Below are 16485 nucleotides of genomic sequence, written 5' to 3' on the forward strand. Positions count from 1 at the left end.
GTTTATAGCATTAGTCGCAGATACGGGCGAAACCTTACAGGAAAAGTTATATCAAATAAAAATATTAAATTTATTGTAAGGAATGCACTACCGGCCCGACCAATTGCGTATATAAACTATCAATCAGGTAAAAATGAGATCGCTCAAAATATTCATAGTATCCGTCATTTGTGTTATGGCTTTTGCTGCCGCAGCATTTATTAATGCCAAGCCCTATAAAACCGGCCATACCATAGCAGGTAAGGGGTTTGCGGTTGTGGAGTTGTTTACTTCCGAGGGTTGCTCAAGCTGCCCGCCAGCCGATGCACTGGTTGCTCAAATTCAAAAAGAATACCGGGATCAGCCGGTTTATATCTGGCATACCATGTTGATTATTGGAACCGTTTGGGCTGGCGCGATGTTTTTAGCAATGCCGCATACAGTTCCCGCCAATATGAATATGCCAAATATTTAAAAATACCGCAGGTGTACACCCCACAAATTGTAGTAAATGGCAAAAAAGAGTTTGTAGGATCAGAGGAAGGCACCTTGCGCAATGCCATTAAAAGCAGCCTTAAACAGGATGCGCCGGCGCAGATAACGTTAACAGATTTAAAAGTTAATGGCAGTAAAGCCACACTGCATTACCAAACCGAAGCAAACGGAAACAACAGCGTTTTGCTTTTGGCATTAGTCCAAAAAAACGCCGTAAGCAATGTAAAAGCCGGCGAGAACAGGGGCCGCAAATTAGCGCATGTACAGATAATCCACGAGTTACATAGCCTAGTTTTAACCAATGGCCGCGGCGGGATTGAAAGCATTGCCTTACCGAAAGAGTTTAACCCGCCGGGCTGGGAAGTGATAGCGCTGATACAAAACACCAATACCGGCGAAATTATTGGGGCGGCAAAAGCTGGTTTTGTGCCAAATACTTAACAAATTTGTCATTTCGAACGAGGTACGAGGAGAAATCTTTTACGCCATGCTAACCAAGCACTGTATAAGATTTTTTCGCTACGCTCAAGAGAGAAGTTCTCACTTCGTTTCGAAATGACAAAACGTATAATTAATATCCAGTGAAACAAATAAAAGAAAAACACTCCTTAGCGATGCGCTGGACCCACTGGGTAAACTTCCCGGTGCTTACCATCATGATATGGAGTGGTATGCTGATCTATTGGGGCGATGATGAATATAAGTTCAGCCTGTTTGGTCATACCTTCTTTAAATTCTTCCCAGACTGGTTCAACACCTTTTTTAATATCCCCAGGCGGTTGTCAGAAGGCATGGCCTGGCATTTCCTGTTTATGTGGTTCTTTATCCTTAACGGGATCTTTTACGTGGCTTATACGCTGATATCGGGCGAATGGCGCGAACTTGTCCCGCAAAAAAATCATTTAAAGAGGCCTGGCAGGTTTTACTGCATGATCTGCATATCCGCAAAATGGCGCCGCCGCAAAACAAATATAACGCCGCGCAGCGCATTGCTTATACCGCCATTATCGTAATGGGTGTCGGTTCGGCAATTACGGGTGTGGCAATTTATAAACCGGTGCAATTTTATTACCTGGTATGGTTATGCGGGGGCTATCATTTTGCCCGCATCATCCATTTTGTGCTAACGCTGGGCTATGTGTTCTTCTTTATTATTCATATCGTACAGGTTTTCTGGCGGGATGGAAAAACTTTAGTTCGGTTATTACGGGCTTTGAAGTGCTTGAGACCAAACCGGCGCCAATAATTGAAAAAAAAACATGACGAAGAAAAAAGTTAAAAAGCCGCTTACTATCGAGCAAAAGATAAACCGGCGGACGTTTCTCTCGTTCGGGGTATTTGGCGCACTGGCTACAGGCGCGGCTTTGGGGTATAAGTGGTTGTATAACTCGCCTGTTGAAGCAACCGGCATAACCGGCGGCGAACGCATTCCGTTACGCCGCGCATTAAATAAAACAGAACTGGCGGTGCGCCGCCTGCTTTACAGCGAAAAACACCTGGTTAAGACCTATCCAAAATCAAGGGCCGCCAAAAACGTCAGGCAAAACAGCGATATTGGTTTAGAGAGCGCAATCGATCTGGCTGCCTGGAAACTGGAGGTGTGCAAAAGCAACGGAGAGCAGCTTTTAATAACCATGGACCAAATAAAGGCCCTCCCTAAAACAGAGATAGTTTTTGATTTTAAATGCGTTGAGGGCTGGGACCAGATCCAGCACTGGGGTGGCTTGTCCTTCACCGATTTCATCAAACACTTTAACCGGATGCCGAAACCAAACTGGAATATGTAGGCATGGAAACCCCCGACAAAAAATACTATGTTGGCCTTGACATGGATAGCGCCCTGCACCCGCAAACGCTGTTGGCCTATGAGATGAATGATAAGCCTGTTCCGCTTAACCATGGCGCGCCGTTACGGTTAATCATCCCGGTTAAATATGGGGTGAAAAATTTAAAGCGGATTGGCTCCATCACTTTCAGCAACACCCGCCCGCGCGATTATTGGGCCGAGGTGGGATATGACTATTATTTGGGTTTGTAACCCGTCAGTCCCTTTTCATCTTAAATTCATTATCTTATTTTAATATTAGCATATTGCAATAAGATGCCCGTTGTAAAGTTTCCGTTCAGAAAACAATTGGCTTATACCTGCGGGATGATAGGCTGGAGTATGATGACCAATACCATCATTGTTATGCTGCCGTACTTTTATTTACCGCCATCAAACTCGGGTCTTAAACCTTTTGTGCCGCAATTACTTTTGTTTGGCGTCGTTAATATCTTATCGCTGATCGCGGCCTCTGGCAGGTTTGTTGATGCGGTATATGATCCGCTCATCGCTTCGTTTAGCGACAAAAGCACCAATAAACAGGGGCGGCGCATTCCGTTTATGAAATGGGCAATTTTACCAGCCATATTTTTCTTTTGTTTAACATTTTATCCGCTGGTTAAAGGCGAAAGCATGTATAACGCCTATTGGCTTACTGTTAACATGATCTGCTTTTTTATGAGCGCCACTACCTATATCATTCCTTACAACGCGCTGCTTCCCGAGCTTACAGAAACCGCTGCCGAAAAGGTTAAGCTGTCCTCCTTTCAACAAGTAGGGTTTATTATAGGTATCATATTCTCGGCGCTGATAAATAACTTTGCAGACCTGGTACAAAAATTATTTACCGTAACCGACCGTGATGCTGCCGTACAATATACTATCTGGAGTATGAGCCTGCTGGCTGGCTTATGTATGCTGGTACCAGTGCTATTTATTAACGAAAAAAAAAATATTCAAACGGGAAACCATCTCATTTGCCCTTCCTGCCGGCTATCCGCGCAACTTTTAGTAACCGCAACTTTAAATATTACCTGGTTTCTGATTTTTCGTATTACATGGCCCTCAGCATCATATCAAGCGGGTTGCTTTATTTTGTTACCGTGTTGTTGCACCTGCCCGAGTCGAAGGGCGGGGTGCTAATGGGGACGATGGTGCTGTTCTCGCTGGTGTTTTACCCCCTTATAAACTACCTTTCAAAAAGATCGGAAAGAAACCTATTGTAATGTTTTCCTTTAGTTTATTGAGTTTGATCTTTATCGCGATATATTTCTGGGTAAGTTCCCCTTCTCGTCAAATGCACAGGTTTACACCCGGTATTATGCGCCGCATTTCCGTTAGCATCCCGGGGATTTTGCCCAACGCTATCCTTGCTGAAATTGCAGAGCGCGATGCCGAAAACACCGGCGAGAACCGCGAAGGGATGTTTTTGCAGTAAAATATCTGTTTGTAAAATTGGGGCAGACCTTGGGCATAGCCCTGTTTGCCTTCTTAACCATTTATGGCAAAGACCCCGGTAATGATTACGGGCTGCGCTTAAACGGAATTTGCGGCTGTGTGCTTTGCCTTTTAGCAATGTTAGTATTCAGCCGGTTTAAAGAAGTACGTACAAGATAGCAACCCTCACGCCATTCCCCCCTTCAGGGGGCCGGGGGCTCACCGCCTTCAAAAACCGTTCAACTGCATACGTTGACAACTGCCCGCCAGGTCCGTTCAATATAAAATCAAACCCATGCGTAGCCCGGGGTAGTTTTAACCAATAGTGTTTAATACCGTTTTTAGCCAGCTTTTCATTTAACCTGCGACTATGCTCATAAGCTACCAGCACATCACTATGGCCATGGATAATAAGTGTTGGTACTGAGGCCTGATCCACAAACTCAATGGGCGAACTTGCCGCATACTGTTCAGGTACTTTATCATACGATCCACCCGGGTAAGCTTCCATCACACCGCGCGAGTCCATTACCCAGGGGTTAGCCGGGAGCGAATAGCCCCAAACCATGTCGGCAGGGCCATAAAAATCAATTACACCTTTAATTCCTTTATCATGCAGGGTGTAGGCCGCCAGCAGGGCTATCTGCGCACCGGCCGACCGGCCCAGTAAAACGAAGTTGTTAGTATCAATGCTTAACCGGCTGCTTTCCTTCCGAAGGTATTTTAGGGCTTCTTTAATATCCATAACCGGGGCCGGGTTTTTATATTTGGGCGCCATCCGGTAATCTATCGAAACTACATTATAACCCTTGCGGGCAAGGTAGCTGTTTAATTCCGGCAGCTGTGTCTTATCGCCCTTAGCCCATGAGCCGCCATGTACAACTATAATACACGGCCTTTTACCGGCAACCTGGCTTGGGTAATAATTTAGCGTTAACGCGGTATCTGTGTAGTTGACATAGATTAAGGTTTTATAGGCTATATCCTCGGGTTGGGATAAACATTTTACCCAAACTAAATGGCGATCGGTCATCAACTTCAGGCAGGTTAAATGCTCTGTTAAACTCACGTTTTAAAGTGCCGGCAACCCTGTACGCCTTTACGATGGGCGAGAGGTACAGGATGATGGATAACAATCCAATTATAGTACCCGCCAATTGATATTTCTGGGCCCAAACTCCGGATGCAATCAATACGGCGCTTATCGATATAAAAACCAAGGGGAACTCGGTTACTACGATGGACAATAACCAGATATAATAAGCCGGGGCTTTAAATACAGCAAGGAGCGAGATGAGAAAAAGATAAGGATCAACAATAACCGGGTCATAAAATTAGTCGGTTATAAGTTCAACTTCGGCAACCGGGCTAAATAAATAAACCCGTTTGGTTTTGATCTCAGTACATTTATAACGCTTACGCAATTTTTCTTCCTTACGGAAAACGCGCCCATCCTTTAGCTTAAAAACGGCGTGCATAGGTAGCTTTTCAACTGTATGGATATCTTCTTTAGGTGCATCGTATTTGCGGAGCGAACGGTACAGCGTCAGATCAGAACAGCTGGATGCTGCCGGATTGTTCAGATAGCTTACAATGGCGTGCTTAACATCAGGCGGGAAAACATCTTTCTCAAAAAAGGGCTGCATCATTTTTTTGAAATTGTTCTTCCATTCAGTGCCATGGGGTTTGGCTTTTTGCTTATGCTCGTTCGGTATGCAGGTGCGCAAACTCATGTACGGTAGTTACTAAAAAGCATAGGGATTAAGGTCGTAATTGACAGAGATACGGTGCCCCTTGCCATCAAACGGTGCGCGATAATCGCCAAACTTGCTACCGCGATTGCGCGATATTTTAAACTCGCATTTAAAGTAATCTATCCAGCGGCCAATTAAGGGTGCTGCGTCAGGCGGAAGATACTTTTCTAAAACTTTTACTTTATCCAATTCTTACCTCAAATCAAAGATAGTTGTTTAAGGTTAAAGGCAAAAGCTTCTTAACAGCTAATTTTAAGCTTATATCCTTTGCCCCGGATAACAACAATGTTAATGTTCGGGTCAGCTTCCAGTTTTTTCCTCAGCTTTGATATAAACATATCCAGGCTACGGCCTACAATAACGCCTTCATCCTCCCAGATCTCTTTCTGTAGCCGGCTTCTTTCTATCATCTCATCAGGCTTCGACGCAAAAATGCGCAGTACACGGCTTTCAGTTCCGGTTAAGTCTATGGTGTTGCCATTATTTACGAGCTTGCGGTTCTTCGCATCAAACAATAGCGAGCCCAAACTGAACACATCTGCATGCTGGCTGTCCGGCAAGACTTTCCGCGACCTGGCGGATCTTAAAAATATAAAACCAACAAACGCTAAAAAGGGCAACCCGCCCAGCAGGAGTCCATTCCTTGCTTTATTTATGCCGGCCGGTTTAAATTTAATGTTGATCAGGTAAGGTGCGAAGGGTTGCTTTCTCCCTTTACATGCTATAATATCATTTTTTTATTTTTAGATATCGCATATCCATAGGTTACACCGGCGTTACCATTCATCAGAACGTTAACAACATAGTCACTTCCGAGCGGGTCGTCTCCTAACAAACGCCTGGTAGTATTCACCAGGAGTCTGGCTGGAAAGTAAGATTCTTTTCAAAACTGATCTGGTATTCATTTTCTGCGATCTTTTTTACCGGAAGAACTCTCGATGTGCTATCGCCCGATTGTAATAGTACCTCATGTCCTATCCTGCGGAGCAAAATCTCCCCCTCGGCGATAGCGAAATCGTCATTATCCCCCATACCGAAAGCCACGCCGACTACTGCGGTAAACAAGAGTAATATCAATCCGAACAGGTATTTGCCCTTTCCGGTGAGCAGGTTTTGACTATCCAGCATAATGTCAATATTTTATTTACAAAGTTTACATTTTTATTTACAATCCTGATTATCAGGACAGAAAAATATCAAAGTAATTTTACTTCATCAAACTCAAAAGGACATGAAAAATAACAAAATGAAAAGATTACTTGTATTTATTCCGGCCATCGCGCTGGTATTATTTCTACTAAATTCTTTTGTGCTAAAAGAAAAGGAAGCAAAAAAGAAACCTATAAAAGAAGACAAATCCTCGGCAGCCGTCAACATCATTTTTAAATCTGCTGATGGCGGACACACATGGCAGGACATCAGCGAAGGACTGCCTGAAAAGTTGCAGAAAACAGGTGTGTGGAGTGGCGGCTTATTTGCAAATGACCGCGGCATCTATTTACGTGCCGGCAATGGGGTTTATCACAGTGAACCAAATTCGACGACCCATTTCTGGACGAAAGAGATTTTCCTGGTAGCCAACGCAACATTGCTCCCGGCAAGAATGGGATATTTGCGTATGATTTCAGGGGTCAATTTTTACAAAAAATAAACGGGACGAATAATTGGTCGCCCGGTACACAGATTTCCGGGAGCAAGCCGTACGCCTGGACAAAACGGTAGATTGGATGTACACACATTATAAGGAGAGAGACGTACGCTCCGTTTTTGAAACTGCCGGAGGCACAGTTTTTATCAGTTCCAACAACAACCTTTTTAGATCCACTAACGGTGGAAAAACACGGGAACAAGTTTATGTTGGAGACGGCAGCATGAGATTGGTAGAGTCGAACGGTGTACTGCTGACGACCAGCAACAATGGCATATTAAGATCGACCGATGATGGTCAAACCACGGGATCGTGTGATTAGTGAAGGGGGTGCAGGCATCGCTGTGGAACGTATAGAAGGAGGGTTTGCAGCTATAGTTCACAATCCCATCAACCAAACAAACACCATACACCTATCACTGGATAGCGGAAAAACACGGAATGCTATAGGTGGAGAACTTCAGCCTTCATGGTTTAGTTTATTAATGCGAAAAACGGGCTTAATAAAATCATCAGATATTTTATCAATTAAACAAATGGGTAAATATTTAATATGTGGCCGCTCTGATGGGATATTCCGGTCAGCTGACGGGGGAAAAACGTGGACAAAACTGGTACTTCCTGCTATAGAAAACTATGGCTTCAATTTATCTGTTTCGGGCAACGTGATCTATGTCATACCCAATAAAGGATGTTAAAATTATCCAACTCAGGAATAATGTGTATTGCTGTTTTTGAAGATTAAAAACAGCAATACACATATTTATATTTCTTTTACAGCGCCTACTTCAATAACTGGTACACCACAAAACTTACCACATAAGCCAGCACGGTCATGTAAGCAAATTGTATAGCCGGCCAGCGCCAGCTTTTGGTTTCGCGGTAAACCACGGCCACGGTACTGGCGCATTGCATGGCAAAGGCATAAAACATCATTAACGAAAATGCTACCGCGAAGGTAAAAACCGGCTGCCCGGTTTGTGTATTCTTAGCCTGGCGCATTTTTTCCTGTACCGACTGGATATCGTCTGCACTGCCGTTTACACTATAAATAGTGGCCATGGTGCCCACAAATACCTCGCGGGCGGCAAATGAGGTTATTAACGCGATGCCTATCTTCCAGTCATATCCTAACGGACGGATTACCGGTTCAATAACATGTCCCAGCACACCGGCGTACGAGCTTTCCAGTTTCTCCGTAGCGATATCACGGCTTAGCTGATCGGCGCTGATATTTTGGGTATATTGCGGCTGTTTGTATTTGGCGTCTATCTTTTCAAAACGATCTCCGGGGCCGTAAGATGCCATTACCCATAATATTATAGATACAGCGATGATAACCTTGCCCGCCTGCACAACAAACGATTTAGAGCGCTCATACATCGAGTAGGCAACGTTTTTCCACCGGGGCATCCGGTACACCGGGAGCTCCATTATAAAATATCCGCGCTCGCGGCTTTTTAATATCAGCTTAAACACCCAGGCCACCACCACAGCCGATACCAAGCTGAATACATACATCCCCGTGAGCGCCAAGCCCTGCATATTAAAAACCCACCAAACGTTTTTATTAGGTACCACCAGCGCTATCAACAAAGTATAAACAGGTAAACGGGCCGAACAGGTAACCAGCGGCGTAACCATGATGGTGATCATACGGTCTTTCCAGTTTTCTATGGTACGGGTACTCATGATAGACGGTACCGCGCAGGCAAAGCCACCAATCAGTGGCACTACCGATTTTCCGTTCAAACCAACCTTTCGCATCAGCTTATCCATCATAAATGTAACCCGCGACATATAGCCCGTGTCTTCCAGTATGGATATAAAAGCAAATAATATAGCTATCTGCGGTATAAACACCATTACGCCGCTTAACCCGGCAACAATACCATCGACCAATAAATTAACCAGCGGCCCGTCGGGCAGGGTTTTATGCAGCGTGTTTTGGATCCATACAAAAGCGCCATCTATCAACTCCATCGGGTAGGCCGCCCATGAGAATATGGCACGGAACATAAACATCAGTATGGCAAAAAATATAATAAAGCCAAATACTTTATGGGTTAATATCTTATCTATCTTATTGCTTAGCGTTTCGTCATGTGCCGTATCGGGCACCTTAACTGTATCATACAGCAATTCGTTAATGGCGCTGTAACGTGCAATGGTTTCGCTGCCCTGTGCTTTTTGCGAATGGAAAGAATATTCCTTCTCCAACGCCTCGATACGTTCTGATTGTTCGGCCGTCAGGAATTTTAAATTTTCATGCTGGTGCGCAAGCTGTAAAGCAAAATAAGGGTTATCAATATTTAGCTCGCGGCTTATGCTTTCTATCAGTTGCGGGGCTATGGATTTTACGTCAATACTATCTTGCTGTAAGGCTATATTGTTGGCATAGGTTACAGCCGTCTTAAGTTCATCTATCCCTTGCTGTTTACGGGCAGATATTGGCACAACCTGTACCCCCGGGTTTTTGCAAACAGGTTAATATCGATATCGATACCCGACTTTTTAGCCAGGTCCATCATATTTAAAGCGATGATAACCGGGATCTTCAGGTCGGCAACCTGGCTGTAAAGCAGTAAATTTCTTTTAAGGTTTGAAGCGTCAAGGATAACAATAACCAGATCAGGACTTAGCGCGTTCGCCTTGTCAGCCAATACAGAAAAAACGATGGATTCATCCCGGCTCTTTGGATAAAGGCTATAAGTACCCGGCAAGTCGACAATTTCGGCAAGCCGGCCATCGGGCAGTTTGGTATAACCTACTTTTTTATCAACCGTAACCCCGGAAAATTTCCTATTTTTTGATTTAACCCGGTAAGTACGTTAAAGAGCGTAGATTTACCGGTGTTCGGGTTCCCTACAAGTGCAACTCTTATATCGGCTTTCAACTACGTATACTATTGCAAAATTATGGTTGATGCTTCGCGTTTACGGAGGCTCAACTGGTATCCTGATACTTTTATAGCTATGGGGTCGCCCATAGGGGCAATCCTGTCAACTCTTATCTCTTCACCGGGCAGGCATCCCATCTCCATTAATTTAACCGACATCTCCAGATCAGTAAACTCCTTTACGATACCTTTTTCTCCTACTTCAAGTTGCGAAAGTCTCATATTATTAAACGTTACGCGCAAATGTATCTCTTATTTAAATTAAATCCAAATAAGAACAGTTGATTTTATGTGAATACCCCCTTATTGTAAAAATAACACTACCAAAGCAAAAAAAAATTGGATGTATATACAACCTTATGATAAAAAAATCCCGATATTTGTCGGATTATCTGTAGGCTCAAGCCTACAATGTGATAAGGTTTAGGTTGAAAGTCCCCAAGCAGCGAGTGTGCGGGGACTTTTATTTTGCGCCATATTTTTACATTTACACCGTGAGCAAATTAAAAGAAGCCTTATATCAGCAATGTATTGACTATGTGCAAATGCGCATGGCAGCGGCACAGCAGGGTATTGATGAGGCACAACAAGCAGCAAAAGACGATACAAAAAGCAGCGCCGGCGATAAATATGAAACCGGGCGCGAAATGGCACAGCAGGAAACTAACCGCAATATGGCCCAGTTAACAGAGGCCAATAAACTAAAAATAGCTTTAAACTCCATTCCTACATCGGGCGTTACCCACTGGGTTGAAAACGGCAGCGTGGTAAAAACCAATAACGGTAATTTTTATCTCGCTATAAGCGCAGGCTTGTTAACTGTTAGTGGGGATAATTACTTTGCGATATCGCCGGCATCGCCAATTGGTTTAAAAATGAAAGGCTTGCAGGTAAATGATGAATTTAATTTAAACGGTAAATTGTATAAAGTAGAAAGTATTTTATAAGTTCACCCCAACCAATTAATTTTTATTATGGATACGCCACAAACCCTGCCTGTGCTTGATGCTGCCGAAATACGTGTTTTAGGCGCGTTGATGGAAAAAGCACGCACCACGCCCGACTATTACCCCATGACACTTAACGGCCTGTCAGCCGCCTGTAATCAAAAAACATCGCGTAAACCCGTAGTGCAATATGATGATGAGACGGTAATGAACGCTTTAAATACGTTAAAGCGCCGCGGGTTGATCTCGACAGCCACGGGAGGTTCTATCCGGTCGGTTAAATACAAGCATAATTTTGCTATTGTTTTTCCGCTGATACCGGCAGAACTTGCCATTATTTGCCTGCTAATGTTGCGCGGCCCGCTAACCCCGGGGAGTTAAACACCAATGCCGGCAGGTTATGGGAGTTTGAGTCGATTGAGGAGGTGCAGGAGGTATTGGATAAGCTCTCCGGCGGGGATACGCCATACGTTGTACAACTACCCAAACGCCCGGGCCAAAAAGAAGCCCGCTATGCCCATTTATTAGCCGGAACGCCCGAAATAAGCGACGATGATTTTGATGACGATGCGCCAATAGCCGGCAGGGGCAATAGCGCACTTGAAACCCGCCTTGCCAAAGTTGAGCTGGAGCTTGCCGAGCTCAAAGAAGCGTTTGATAAGTTAATGAAAGAGTTGACGTAACGGGATGGACCACCCCGATTGATTTTATAAAAAAGCGCCCCGGTGTTCGGGACGCTTTTTATTTTGATTTGAGAGCTGTTAATTATAAATGAAGCTGCCATCGCCGCGGCGTTGCATCCGTTGGCCATTACGTTGTGGTGTACCGCTCCATTTTTGCAAGTTAAGGCGCAGGCCGACCATAAAGTAACGGCTTAAGGCGTTTGATATGGTATTGGTTTCCCCATTGCCATCTACCGTTTTTTGCAGATAGTTGTTTTGATGCAACAGATCATACACATTAAATGTTAGCACCAGGGTTTTCCTCGCCAGAAACTCCTTTTCGAAACCCGCATTGAGGATTAATGGCGTAATATTAGCACCGGTAATGCCGGTAACATATTTCTTGGTAGCATCATAGTTAACCTGCCGGGTTTTAAAGAAATAGGCACGACCAGTTAAACCAAACGAGGCTGTTTTAATGTCGGTTGAATTAATGCCCGGTAACGTGGTAAAGAAACGTGAGATATCATAACCAATAAAGGGATTGATCTCTAAATTTTCGTTAGGGGTAATGCGCGGACCAAAGCGTTCGTCAAATCTCCAGTTGGTTTGCTGATATAAAACATTATCGCGCATTGCAGGAGTATAAGTATAACCCACGTTTCCGTTTAACTGCAGATTAACAGCCCTTTCATTGCTTTGCTTTGAAATAGAGTAGCGGCCTACAATTGACTTTGTACCATCAATATTAATATAGTGGGTTTCGGATATCGAACGTTTTTGGGTTGATGAACCCGATACCGGAACTGTTTTGTTAAGCGTATTTGAAGTTATGGCATTGTCAACACTACTGGCAACCACGCCAAACGATATATTAAATTTAGAGTTTGCAAAGTAGTTATTGTACTGAGCGTTGATTGAGTTTGTAAAAGACGGTTTCAGATCCGGGTTACCTACAATTAACCTGCCCGGGTTAGATATATCTGTAAAAGGCTGGATCTGTGTAAAATCAGGTTCTCTGTTACGTCCGTTATAAGTTAAAGTAAATCTTTCTGTACGAGACCATGAGTACGCAAACCTGAAAGCCGGAATAATCCTGAAGTTTGATATACTTGTAGATGCATTTTCGCCAATAGCTGCATTAAGCTTTGTTCCCTGCATATTAAATGGCACCGCTGCCGCACCTATAGATAAGTTAACTTTAGTGCCATTATAGCGGTAATCTAATGTTGCACGTGTATCGGTTACATTGTAATCATAAACACTGCTATAGCCCGGTGCTGCAACAAGGTTTCCGGATACACGGTCAACTGTATCCTGTAATGATACCGCGCTGTTGTTTCTCCTGCTCCAATTAGCGCTTAATTCCAATAACGATACCTTGCCCGGGGTTCAACATAGGTCATCGTAGCCGAGTAGTTGGTATTCGCGTTAGTGCGGGTAGTTGTACTATGTGCTATCGAGTCGAGTGCTGTAATGTGGGTATTTAAGGTTTCGTCGGCATAATACTTGTATTTGGTGTTTTGTTCGCCATTAGCATCAGAGGTTGAATGATTAATACTTAAGCTTAAAGAGAAGTTTCTTTTGGGTTTTTTAAACACATGCAGGTAAAACGCACTAAGCCCGTAGCTACTGCTGGTATTTGTACTTGAATTTGTACCATCATCAACCCTGTGCTCAAAATAAGCCTGACGAAATGCCGTTGCCGGGTAGTTATTTACCGCGTCACTAAATGACGTGTTCATGGATGATGAGCTGCTGTAGCTATAAGTTGGTGTTAACTGTAAATAATTGGCGCTATCAAGGTTAATATCCATCTCATAACGTAAATTGTGCGATTTGCTGTCATTTTCAGAATTGCTTTTCCTCACAAAGGTACCATTGGTAATATAGTTGGTTCCGTAGCTATCATTTAAAGCGTTGTTATTCCTGAAATTGTAGGCGTAACTTCCTATTACCTGCACATTTTTACTCCATTGATCGCGATAGTTAAATGACGGCGAACCTGATTTAGTGGTACCACCACTTGCGCCGTTTCCGCCACCGCCATTACCACCACCGCCGCGGGCGTTTGCACCTACTCCACTACCGCCGCCACCATCATTGGTAGCGCCACCCTGCAAGCCGTTGGATGATACCCCCAGCACGGTATTACGTAAGTTTCCTATTATACCCAATTGCTGATTAGCGTTAATGCGTTGTGCAAAAAGCTGTGCGTTATATCTTCCTGCACTACCATATTGGGTAGTAAGGCGCGCCGTATTACCTACCGATCTATCGGCCCGGGTGGTGATATTCAATACCTTTTGCGGGTCGCCTTCTTTAACGCCGGTGCGTGCCGCCCGGTCGCCATAATCATCAACAATCTGTATTTTTTCAACGATGTCTGCAGGCAGATTTTGTATGGCCCGGGCCACACTGCCACCTGAGTATTCTTTACCGTTTAATTTAGCTTTTACTACTTCCTGTCCCCGGTGGGTTAATGATCCGTCTGTACCAACTTCCATGCCCTCCATTTTTTTCAGCAACTCATCCACGGTCGCGTTTTCACGCACCTTGTAGTCGGCGGCGCGATACTCAACCGTATCTGTTTTATACGTTACGCTTGGGGTGCCATTAATGGTTACCAGCGCCAGTTCTTTAGCATCCGTTTTAAGCGTAATCGGATCTAAAACAACGTTCTTTTTGGTATCGCTAAAGGCATATTTCTGTACAAATGGCAGTGCACCTACGTATTTTATGGTAATATTAAAGGTGTTTTGTTTTACACCCTTAATAATAAACACGCCATCTTCATTAGTAGCAACACTTATAGTATCCTTTGTTGATTTTAATATAACAGTAGCGCCAACAACGGTTTGCCCGCTCGCATCCTTTACAATACCACTTACATCCCTTACAGGTAACGGCGGAGGTAGCGGGGTAGTGGCCGGTCGCGCAGGGATGTTGGGCCTGTTTTCGCGTTCCTGCTGGGCAAATACCGATGCCGATAACAAGATCACGAAGACTATAGTGAGTACTTTTTTCATTGGTTGTGTTTTGTTGTATAATGTGAGTATAGGTAGTGTATTATTGTTTTTTTGCTAAAGTGTATTTTCCCCAAAAATCGCTGGGGGTTACCAGTCCATAAAGTCTAGCGCATTTCGCCCACCACCTCCGTGTCCTCCGCCACCTCCACCACCCGGGTTTCGGCCTTCAACCCGGAAACCGGTTAATGTAACATTGTAAGCGAACTCTCTGGCATTATCAACCGTAAGGTTGATTAGCCTGAGTGGTATTGCCATTTCAAAAGTTAAATCAGCGCCATCAAAATTTATAGCCGTTTTTATACCGTGTTCATTATAAATGGATATGATAGTATCAGGTATGCTTTTAATACCTAAAACTTTAATTTGTTTAGCGGCAAGAATTGTACGCTGATGTACTGTACGCATCAGTTCTGTATCCGCGCCCGCATTGCGGTTTTCAAAACGGTTGCTCATGCCCCCGGCTAACAGCTCTGGGTGTTCAATTACCGGGAAGGTTACACTATAGCCATCTTTACTTTTCTTCTTACCGTCAGTGTTAATGGTTAGTGTTATACCTCCGGATATAATTTTAGCGGTAGTTGTAAAGTCGGTTGATTTAGCTACCGTGTATAGGTTTTTATCATCATTGCATAAAATATAAACTATCCGTGTAGCGCGATTGTAGGCCTGGAAATTATTATTCCATTCGCCAAGTTTACCATCAATTTTTATTGCCGATGGTGCGCGCATATTGCCCGGCTGTACATCTTTCAGTTTTTTGGCTGGTGTTTCCTGCGCAAATAAGCTTGCCGATAACAGTATTAAAATCCCTATGGTAATTATTCTTCTCATTATGTTTGTTAGCAGTCTCTTATTTTTTTGCTAAAGTGTATTTGCCCCAAAAATCGTTTGGGCTTATCAGGTCCTGAAAATCTATGCTATTTTTACCGCCGCCGCCCATAGGGCCGCGCGGGCCGTCAAAACTCATGGTACGCATACCGCCGCCGGGACCATCACCCCCACCTCCTCCCGGAGGGCCGCCACCATTATCCGACATCATCCTGAAATTTAATTGCAGGCCATTAAGTTTAATATTATAAGCTAACTCTTTGCTATCATCAATTGATAATGCCATTAACTTAAGCGGAACCGCTAATTCATAAATAAAGGCGCCGTCTTTGTCGTAGTTTATAGCTGCTTTAATATTGTATTCGTTGTAGATAGCTATCAATGAATCAGGGATGTCTTTAAAACCAAAAATTTTAATTTCTTTAGCGGCGTTGATAACACGGTCTTGCATCGCTTTTTGCATTGCCGAATCGGGTGCTGCAGGCCGGCCACCGCCACCCGGGCCGCCAAATGTCATCAACCGCATACCACCGCCCGTAGCGCCTCCCGGTCCGCCGCCCTGGCCTGCCCATTGTTGAGCGCAGCGGGAACGTAAGGCTATAGGTATCTTGCTCTTTCTTTTTACCCGCCGTATTAATTGCCAGTGTTAAACCACCTGCTGCAATTTTGGCTTTGGTGGTCATGTCTGATGTTTTTACAACCAGGTAAAGATTTTTCTCGTCGTTAGCGATTGTATAATATAAGTGGGTGCTTTTGTTATAGGCTTGAAACTCGTCGTTCCAATCATTAAGCTTGCCGTCAATTTTTACCGGGGATGGTGCCAGAAATTATTGGCCTGTACATCTTTCAATTTTTTCTGTGAATCCTGGGCAAATAAGCCTGCAGCAGAGAGAAATAGCAAACTTGTAACATTAATAAGCTTTTTCATTTTAAGGTTAATTGGTTATCCGGTTTATGGCCGCAGTGATAAGGTTAATAATTG

At 44.0% G+C, this 16485-nt stretch carries 25 protein-coding genes and 2 pseudogenes; 13 read left to right on the forward strand and 14 right to left on the reverse strand.

Annotated elements, in window-relative coordinates; all coding sequences use genetic code 11:
• The first annotated feature begins 175 nt into the window (after positions 1 to 175).
• The 7 genes from HK413_RS19090 (at position 176) to HK413_RS02475 (ending at position 3442) form a co-directional block, all read left to right on the forward strand.
• On the forward strand, positions 176 to 454 hold the full coding sequence (locus HK413_RS19090) for a DUF1223 domain-containing protein (protein WP_217451977.1): 279 nt from the start codon (positions 176 to 178) through the stop codon (positions 452 to 454).
• Positions 385 to 915 carry a DUF1223 domain-containing protein gene (locus tag HK413_RS02460; RefSeq protein WP_217451978.1) on the forward strand — a complete coding sequence of 177 codons (531 nt, stop codon included), beginning with the start codon at positions 385 to 387 and terminating at the stop codon, positions 913 to 915. Before HK413_RS19090 ends, HK413_RS02460 begins: the two co-directional genes overlap by 70 nt.
• 140 nt (positions 916 to 1055) lie before the next feature.
• Positions 1056 to 1487 (forward strand): cytochrome b/b6 domain-containing protein, encoded by a 432-nt coding sequence (locus HK413_RS19095; protein WP_317169214.1) that lies wholly within the window; start codon positions 1056 to 1058, stop codon positions 1485 to 1487.
• Entirely contained in the window at positions 1424 to 1720 is a 297-nt protein-coding gene (locus tag HK413_RS19100; RefSeq protein WP_262886744.1) for a cytochrome b/b6 domain-containing protein, read from the forward strand. Before HK413_RS19095 ends, HK413_RS19100 begins: the two co-directional genes overlap by 64 nt.
• 13 nt (positions 1721 to 1733) lie before the next feature.
• Positions 1734 to 2261: a molybdopterin-dependent oxidoreductase gene (locus HK413_RS19105; protein WP_262886745.1), complete on the forward strand. Its 528-nt coding sequence runs from the start codon at positions 1734 to 1736 to the stop codon at positions 2259 to 2261.
• Positions 2262 to 2263: 2 nt separating this feature from the next.
• Positions 2264 to 2512, forward strand: coding sequence for a molybdopterin-dependent oxidoreductase (locus HK413_RS19110; protein WP_262886746.1), 249 nt, complete (start codon positions 2264 to 2266; stop codon positions 2510 to 2512).
• Between the two features lie 63 nt (positions 2513 to 2575).
• On the forward strand, positions 2576 to 3442 hold the full coding sequence (locus HK413_RS02475; protein ID WP_394353113.1) for an MFS transporter: 867 nt from the start codon (positions 2576 to 2578) through the stop codon (positions 3440 to 3442).
• A gap of 451 nt (positions 3443 to 3893) precedes the next feature.
• Here HK413_RS02475 and HK413_RS02480 read toward each other — a convergent pair whose 3' ends face one another.
• From HK413_RS02480 to HK413_RS16255, 7 genes are all read right to left on the reverse strand, one after another.
• On the reverse strand, positions 3894 to 4769 hold the full coding sequence (locus HK413_RS02480; RefSeq protein WP_246229553.1) for an alpha/beta hydrolase: 876 nt from the start codon (positions 4767 to 4769) through the stop codon (positions 3894 to 3896).
• Positions 4708 to 4956: a hypothetical protein gene (locus HK413_RS16245; RefSeq protein ID WP_246229554.1), complete on the reverse strand. Its 249-nt coding sequence runs from the start codon at positions 4954 to 4956 to the stop codon at positions 4708 to 4710. The genes HK413_RS02480 and HK413_RS16245 overlap by 62 nt, the downstream gene beginning before the upstream one ends.
• 114 nt (positions 4957 to 5070) lie before the next feature.
• Entirely contained in the window at positions 5071 to 5469 is a 399-nt protein-coding gene (locus HK413_RS02485) for a hypothetical protein (protein ID WP_317169215.1), read from the reverse strand.
• Between the two features lie 12 nt (positions 5470 to 5481).
• The gene (locus HK413_RS20540; RefSeq protein WP_317169216.1) at positions 5482 to 5679 is read right to left on the reverse strand and encodes a hypothetical protein; all 198 of its coding nucleotides are present in this window, start codon (positions 5677 to 5679) and stop codon (positions 5482 to 5484) included.
• Between the two features lie 50 nt (positions 5680 to 5729).
• Positions 5730 to 6050, reverse strand: coding sequence for a winged helix-turn-helix domain-containing protein (locus tag HK413_RS16250; protein WP_246229555.1), 321 nt, complete (start codon positions 6048 to 6050; stop codon positions 5730 to 5732).
• Between the two features lie 161 nt (positions 6051 to 6211).
• Entirely contained in the window at positions 6212 to 6343 is a 132-nt protein-coding gene (locus HK413_RS19115) for a hypothetical protein (RefSeq protein WP_262886747.1), read from the reverse strand.
• Positions 6340 to 6618 (reverse strand): hypothetical protein, encoded by a 279-nt coding sequence (locus tag HK413_RS16255; protein ID WP_246229556.1) that lies wholly within the window; start codon positions 6616 to 6618, stop codon positions 6340 to 6342. Before HK413_RS16255 ends, HK413_RS19115 begins: the two co-directional genes overlap by 4 nt.
• A gap of 118 nt (positions 6619 to 6736) precedes the next feature.
• Between HK413_RS16255 and HK413_RS02495 the strand changes: the two genes are divergently transcribed.
• From HK413_RS02495 to HK413_RS02505, 3 genes are read left to right on the forward strand one after another with little or no spacing between them, the layout of a single operon-like run.
• Positions 6737 to 7141 (forward strand): beta propeller repeat protein, encoded by a 405-nt coding sequence (locus HK413_RS02495; RefSeq protein ID WP_217451979.1) that lies wholly within the window; start codon positions 6737 to 6739, stop codon positions 7139 to 7141.
• Positions 7142 to 7154: 13 nt separating this feature from the next.
• Positions 7155 to 7460, forward strand: coding sequence for a beta propeller repeat protein (locus HK413_RS02500; RefSeq protein WP_175269012.1), 306 nt, complete (start codon positions 7155 to 7157; stop codon positions 7458 to 7460).
• Between the two features lie 22 nt (positions 7461 to 7482).
• Positions 7483 to 7836 (forward strand): beta propeller repeat protein, encoded by a 354-nt coding sequence (locus HK413_RS02505; RefSeq protein ID WP_175269013.1) that lies wholly within the window; start codon positions 7483 to 7485, stop codon positions 7834 to 7836.
• Positions 7837 to 7921: 85 nt separating this feature from the next.
• Here HK413_RS02505 and feoB read toward each other — a convergent pair whose 3' ends face one another.
• From feoB to HK413_RS02515, 3 genes and pseudogenes are all read right to left on the reverse strand, one after another.
• Entirely contained in the window at positions 7922 to 9595 is a 1674-nt protein-coding gene (gene feoB / locus HK413_RS02510; protein ID WP_317169217.1) for a ferrous iron transport protein B, read from the reverse strand.
• Positions 9562 to 10034, reverse strand: a pseudogene (locus HK413_RS20545) (FeoB small GTPase domain-containing protein). Before HK413_RS20545 ends, feoB begins: the two are co-directional and overlap by 34 nt.
• Before the next feature lie 9 nt (positions 10035 to 10043).
• On the reverse strand, positions 10044 to 10259 hold the full coding sequence (locus tag HK413_RS02515; protein WP_175269014.1) for a FeoA family protein: 216 nt from the start codon (positions 10257 to 10259) through the stop codon (positions 10044 to 10046).
• 272 nt (positions 10260 to 10531) lie between these two features.
• Between HK413_RS02515 and HK413_RS02520 the strand changes: the two genes are divergently transcribed.
• Both HK413_RS02520 and HK413_RS21845 read left to right on the forward strand, forming a co-directional pair.
• Positions 10532 to 10984, forward strand: coding sequence for a 3-oxoacyl-ACP synthase (locus HK413_RS02520; protein WP_175269015.1), 453 nt, complete (start codon positions 10532 to 10534; stop codon positions 10982 to 10984).
• Between the two features lie 90 nt (positions 10985 to 11074).
• Positions 11075 to 11424: pseudogene (locus tag HK413_RS21845) on the forward strand (YceH family protein); the annotation flags it as partial.
• Between the two features lie 321 nt (positions 11425 to 11745).
• Here HK413_RS21845 and HK413_RS02530 read toward each other — a convergent pair.
• The 4 genes from HK413_RS02530 to HK413_RS02545 all read right to left on the reverse strand — a co-directional run bounded on the left by HK413_RS02530 (position 11746) and on the right by HK413_RS02545 (position 16020).
• A complete protein-coding gene (locus HK413_RS02530) occupies positions 11746 to 13017 on the reverse strand; it encodes an outer membrane beta-barrel protein (protein WP_175269016.1) in 1272 nt (423 codons plus the stop codon).
• Positions 13008 to 14675 (reverse strand): carboxypeptidase regulatory-like domain-containing protein, encoded by a 1668-nt coding sequence (locus HK413_RS02535; protein ID WP_175269017.1) that lies wholly within the window; start codon positions 14673 to 14675, stop codon positions 13008 to 13010. Before HK413_RS02535 ends, HK413_RS02530 begins: the two co-directional genes overlap by 10 nt.
• Positions 14676 to 14762: 87 nt before the next feature.
• Positions 14763 to 15506, reverse strand: coding sequence for a hypothetical protein (locus HK413_RS02540; protein WP_175269018.1), 744 nt, complete (start codon positions 15504 to 15506; stop codon positions 14763 to 14765).
• A 19-nt stretch (positions 15507 to 15525) separates the two neighbouring features.
• Positions 15526 to 16020, reverse strand: a complete 495-nt coding sequence (locus tag HK413_RS02545) for a hypothetical protein (protein WP_175269019.1) — start codon at positions 16018 to 16020, stop codon at positions 15526 to 15528.
• Between the two features lie 226 nt (positions 16021 to 16246).
• On the opposite strand from HK413_RS02545, the gene HK413_RS14510 reads away from it, so the two are divergent.
• On the forward strand, positions 16247 to 16485 hold a 239-nt coding region (locus HK413_RS14510), incomplete at its 3' end, for a hypothetical protein (RefSeq protein ID WP_217451980.1).

Source organism: Mucilaginibacter humi, from assembly GCF_013087555.1.

What these genes read in the sequence shown, in the direction of transcription:
- HK413_RS19090 (WP_217451977.1), top strand. Translation starts at nt 176, where the DNA reads ATGGCTTTTGCTGCCGCAGCATTTATTAATGCCAAGCCCTATAAAACC.
- HK413_RS19100 (WP_262886744.1), top strand. Translation starts at nt 1,424, where the DNA reads ATGGCGCCGCCGCAAAACAAATATAACGCCGCGCAGCGCATTGCTTAT.
- HK413_RS19105 (WP_262886745.1), top strand. Translation starts at nt 1,734, where the DNA reads ATGACGAAGAAAAAAGTTAAAAAGCCGCTTACTATCGAGCAAAAGATA.
- HK413_RS19110 (WP_262886746.1), top strand. Translation starts at nt 2,264, where the DNA reads ATGGAAACCCCCGACAAAAAATACTATGTTGGCCTTGACATGGATAGC.
- HK413_RS02475 (WP_394353113.1), top strand. Translation starts at nt 2,576, where the DNA reads ATGCCCGTTGTAAAGTTTCCGTTCAGAAAACAATTGGCTTATACCTGC.
- HK413_RS02480 (WP_246229553.1), bottom strand. Translation starts at nt 4,769, where the DNA reads ATGACCGATCGCCATTTAGTTTGGGTAAAATGTTTATCCCAACCCGAG.
- HK413_RS02485 (WP_317169215.1), bottom strand. Translation starts at nt 5,469, where the DNA reads ATGAGTTTGCGCACCTGCATACCGAACGAGCATAAGCAAAAAGCCAAA.
- HK413_RS16255 (WP_246229556.1), bottom strand. Translation starts at nt 6,618, where the DNA reads ATGCTGGATAGTCAAAACCTGCTCACCGGAAAGGGCAAATACCTGTTC.
- HK413_RS02495 (WP_217451979.1), top strand. Translation starts at nt 6,737, where the DNA reads ATGAAAAGATTACTTGTATTTATTCCGGCCATCGCGCTGGTATTATTT.
- HK413_RS02515 (WP_175269014.1), bottom strand. Translation starts at nt 10,259, where the DNA reads ATGAGACTTTCGCAACTTGAAGTAGGAGAAAAAGGTATCGTAAAGGAG.
- HK413_RS02535 (WP_175269017.1), bottom strand. Translation starts at nt 14,675, where the DNA reads ATGAAAAAAGTACTCACTATAGTCTTCGTGATCTTGTTATCGGCATCG.
- HK413_RS02540 (WP_175269018.1), bottom strand. Translation starts at nt 15,506, where the DNA reads ATGAGAAGAATAATTACCATAGGGATTTTAATACTGTTATCGGCAAGC.
- HK413_RS02545 (WP_175269019.1), bottom strand. Translation starts at nt 16,020, where the DNA reads ATGACATTTGGCGGCCCGGGTGGCGGTGGCCGGCCTGCAGCACCCGAT.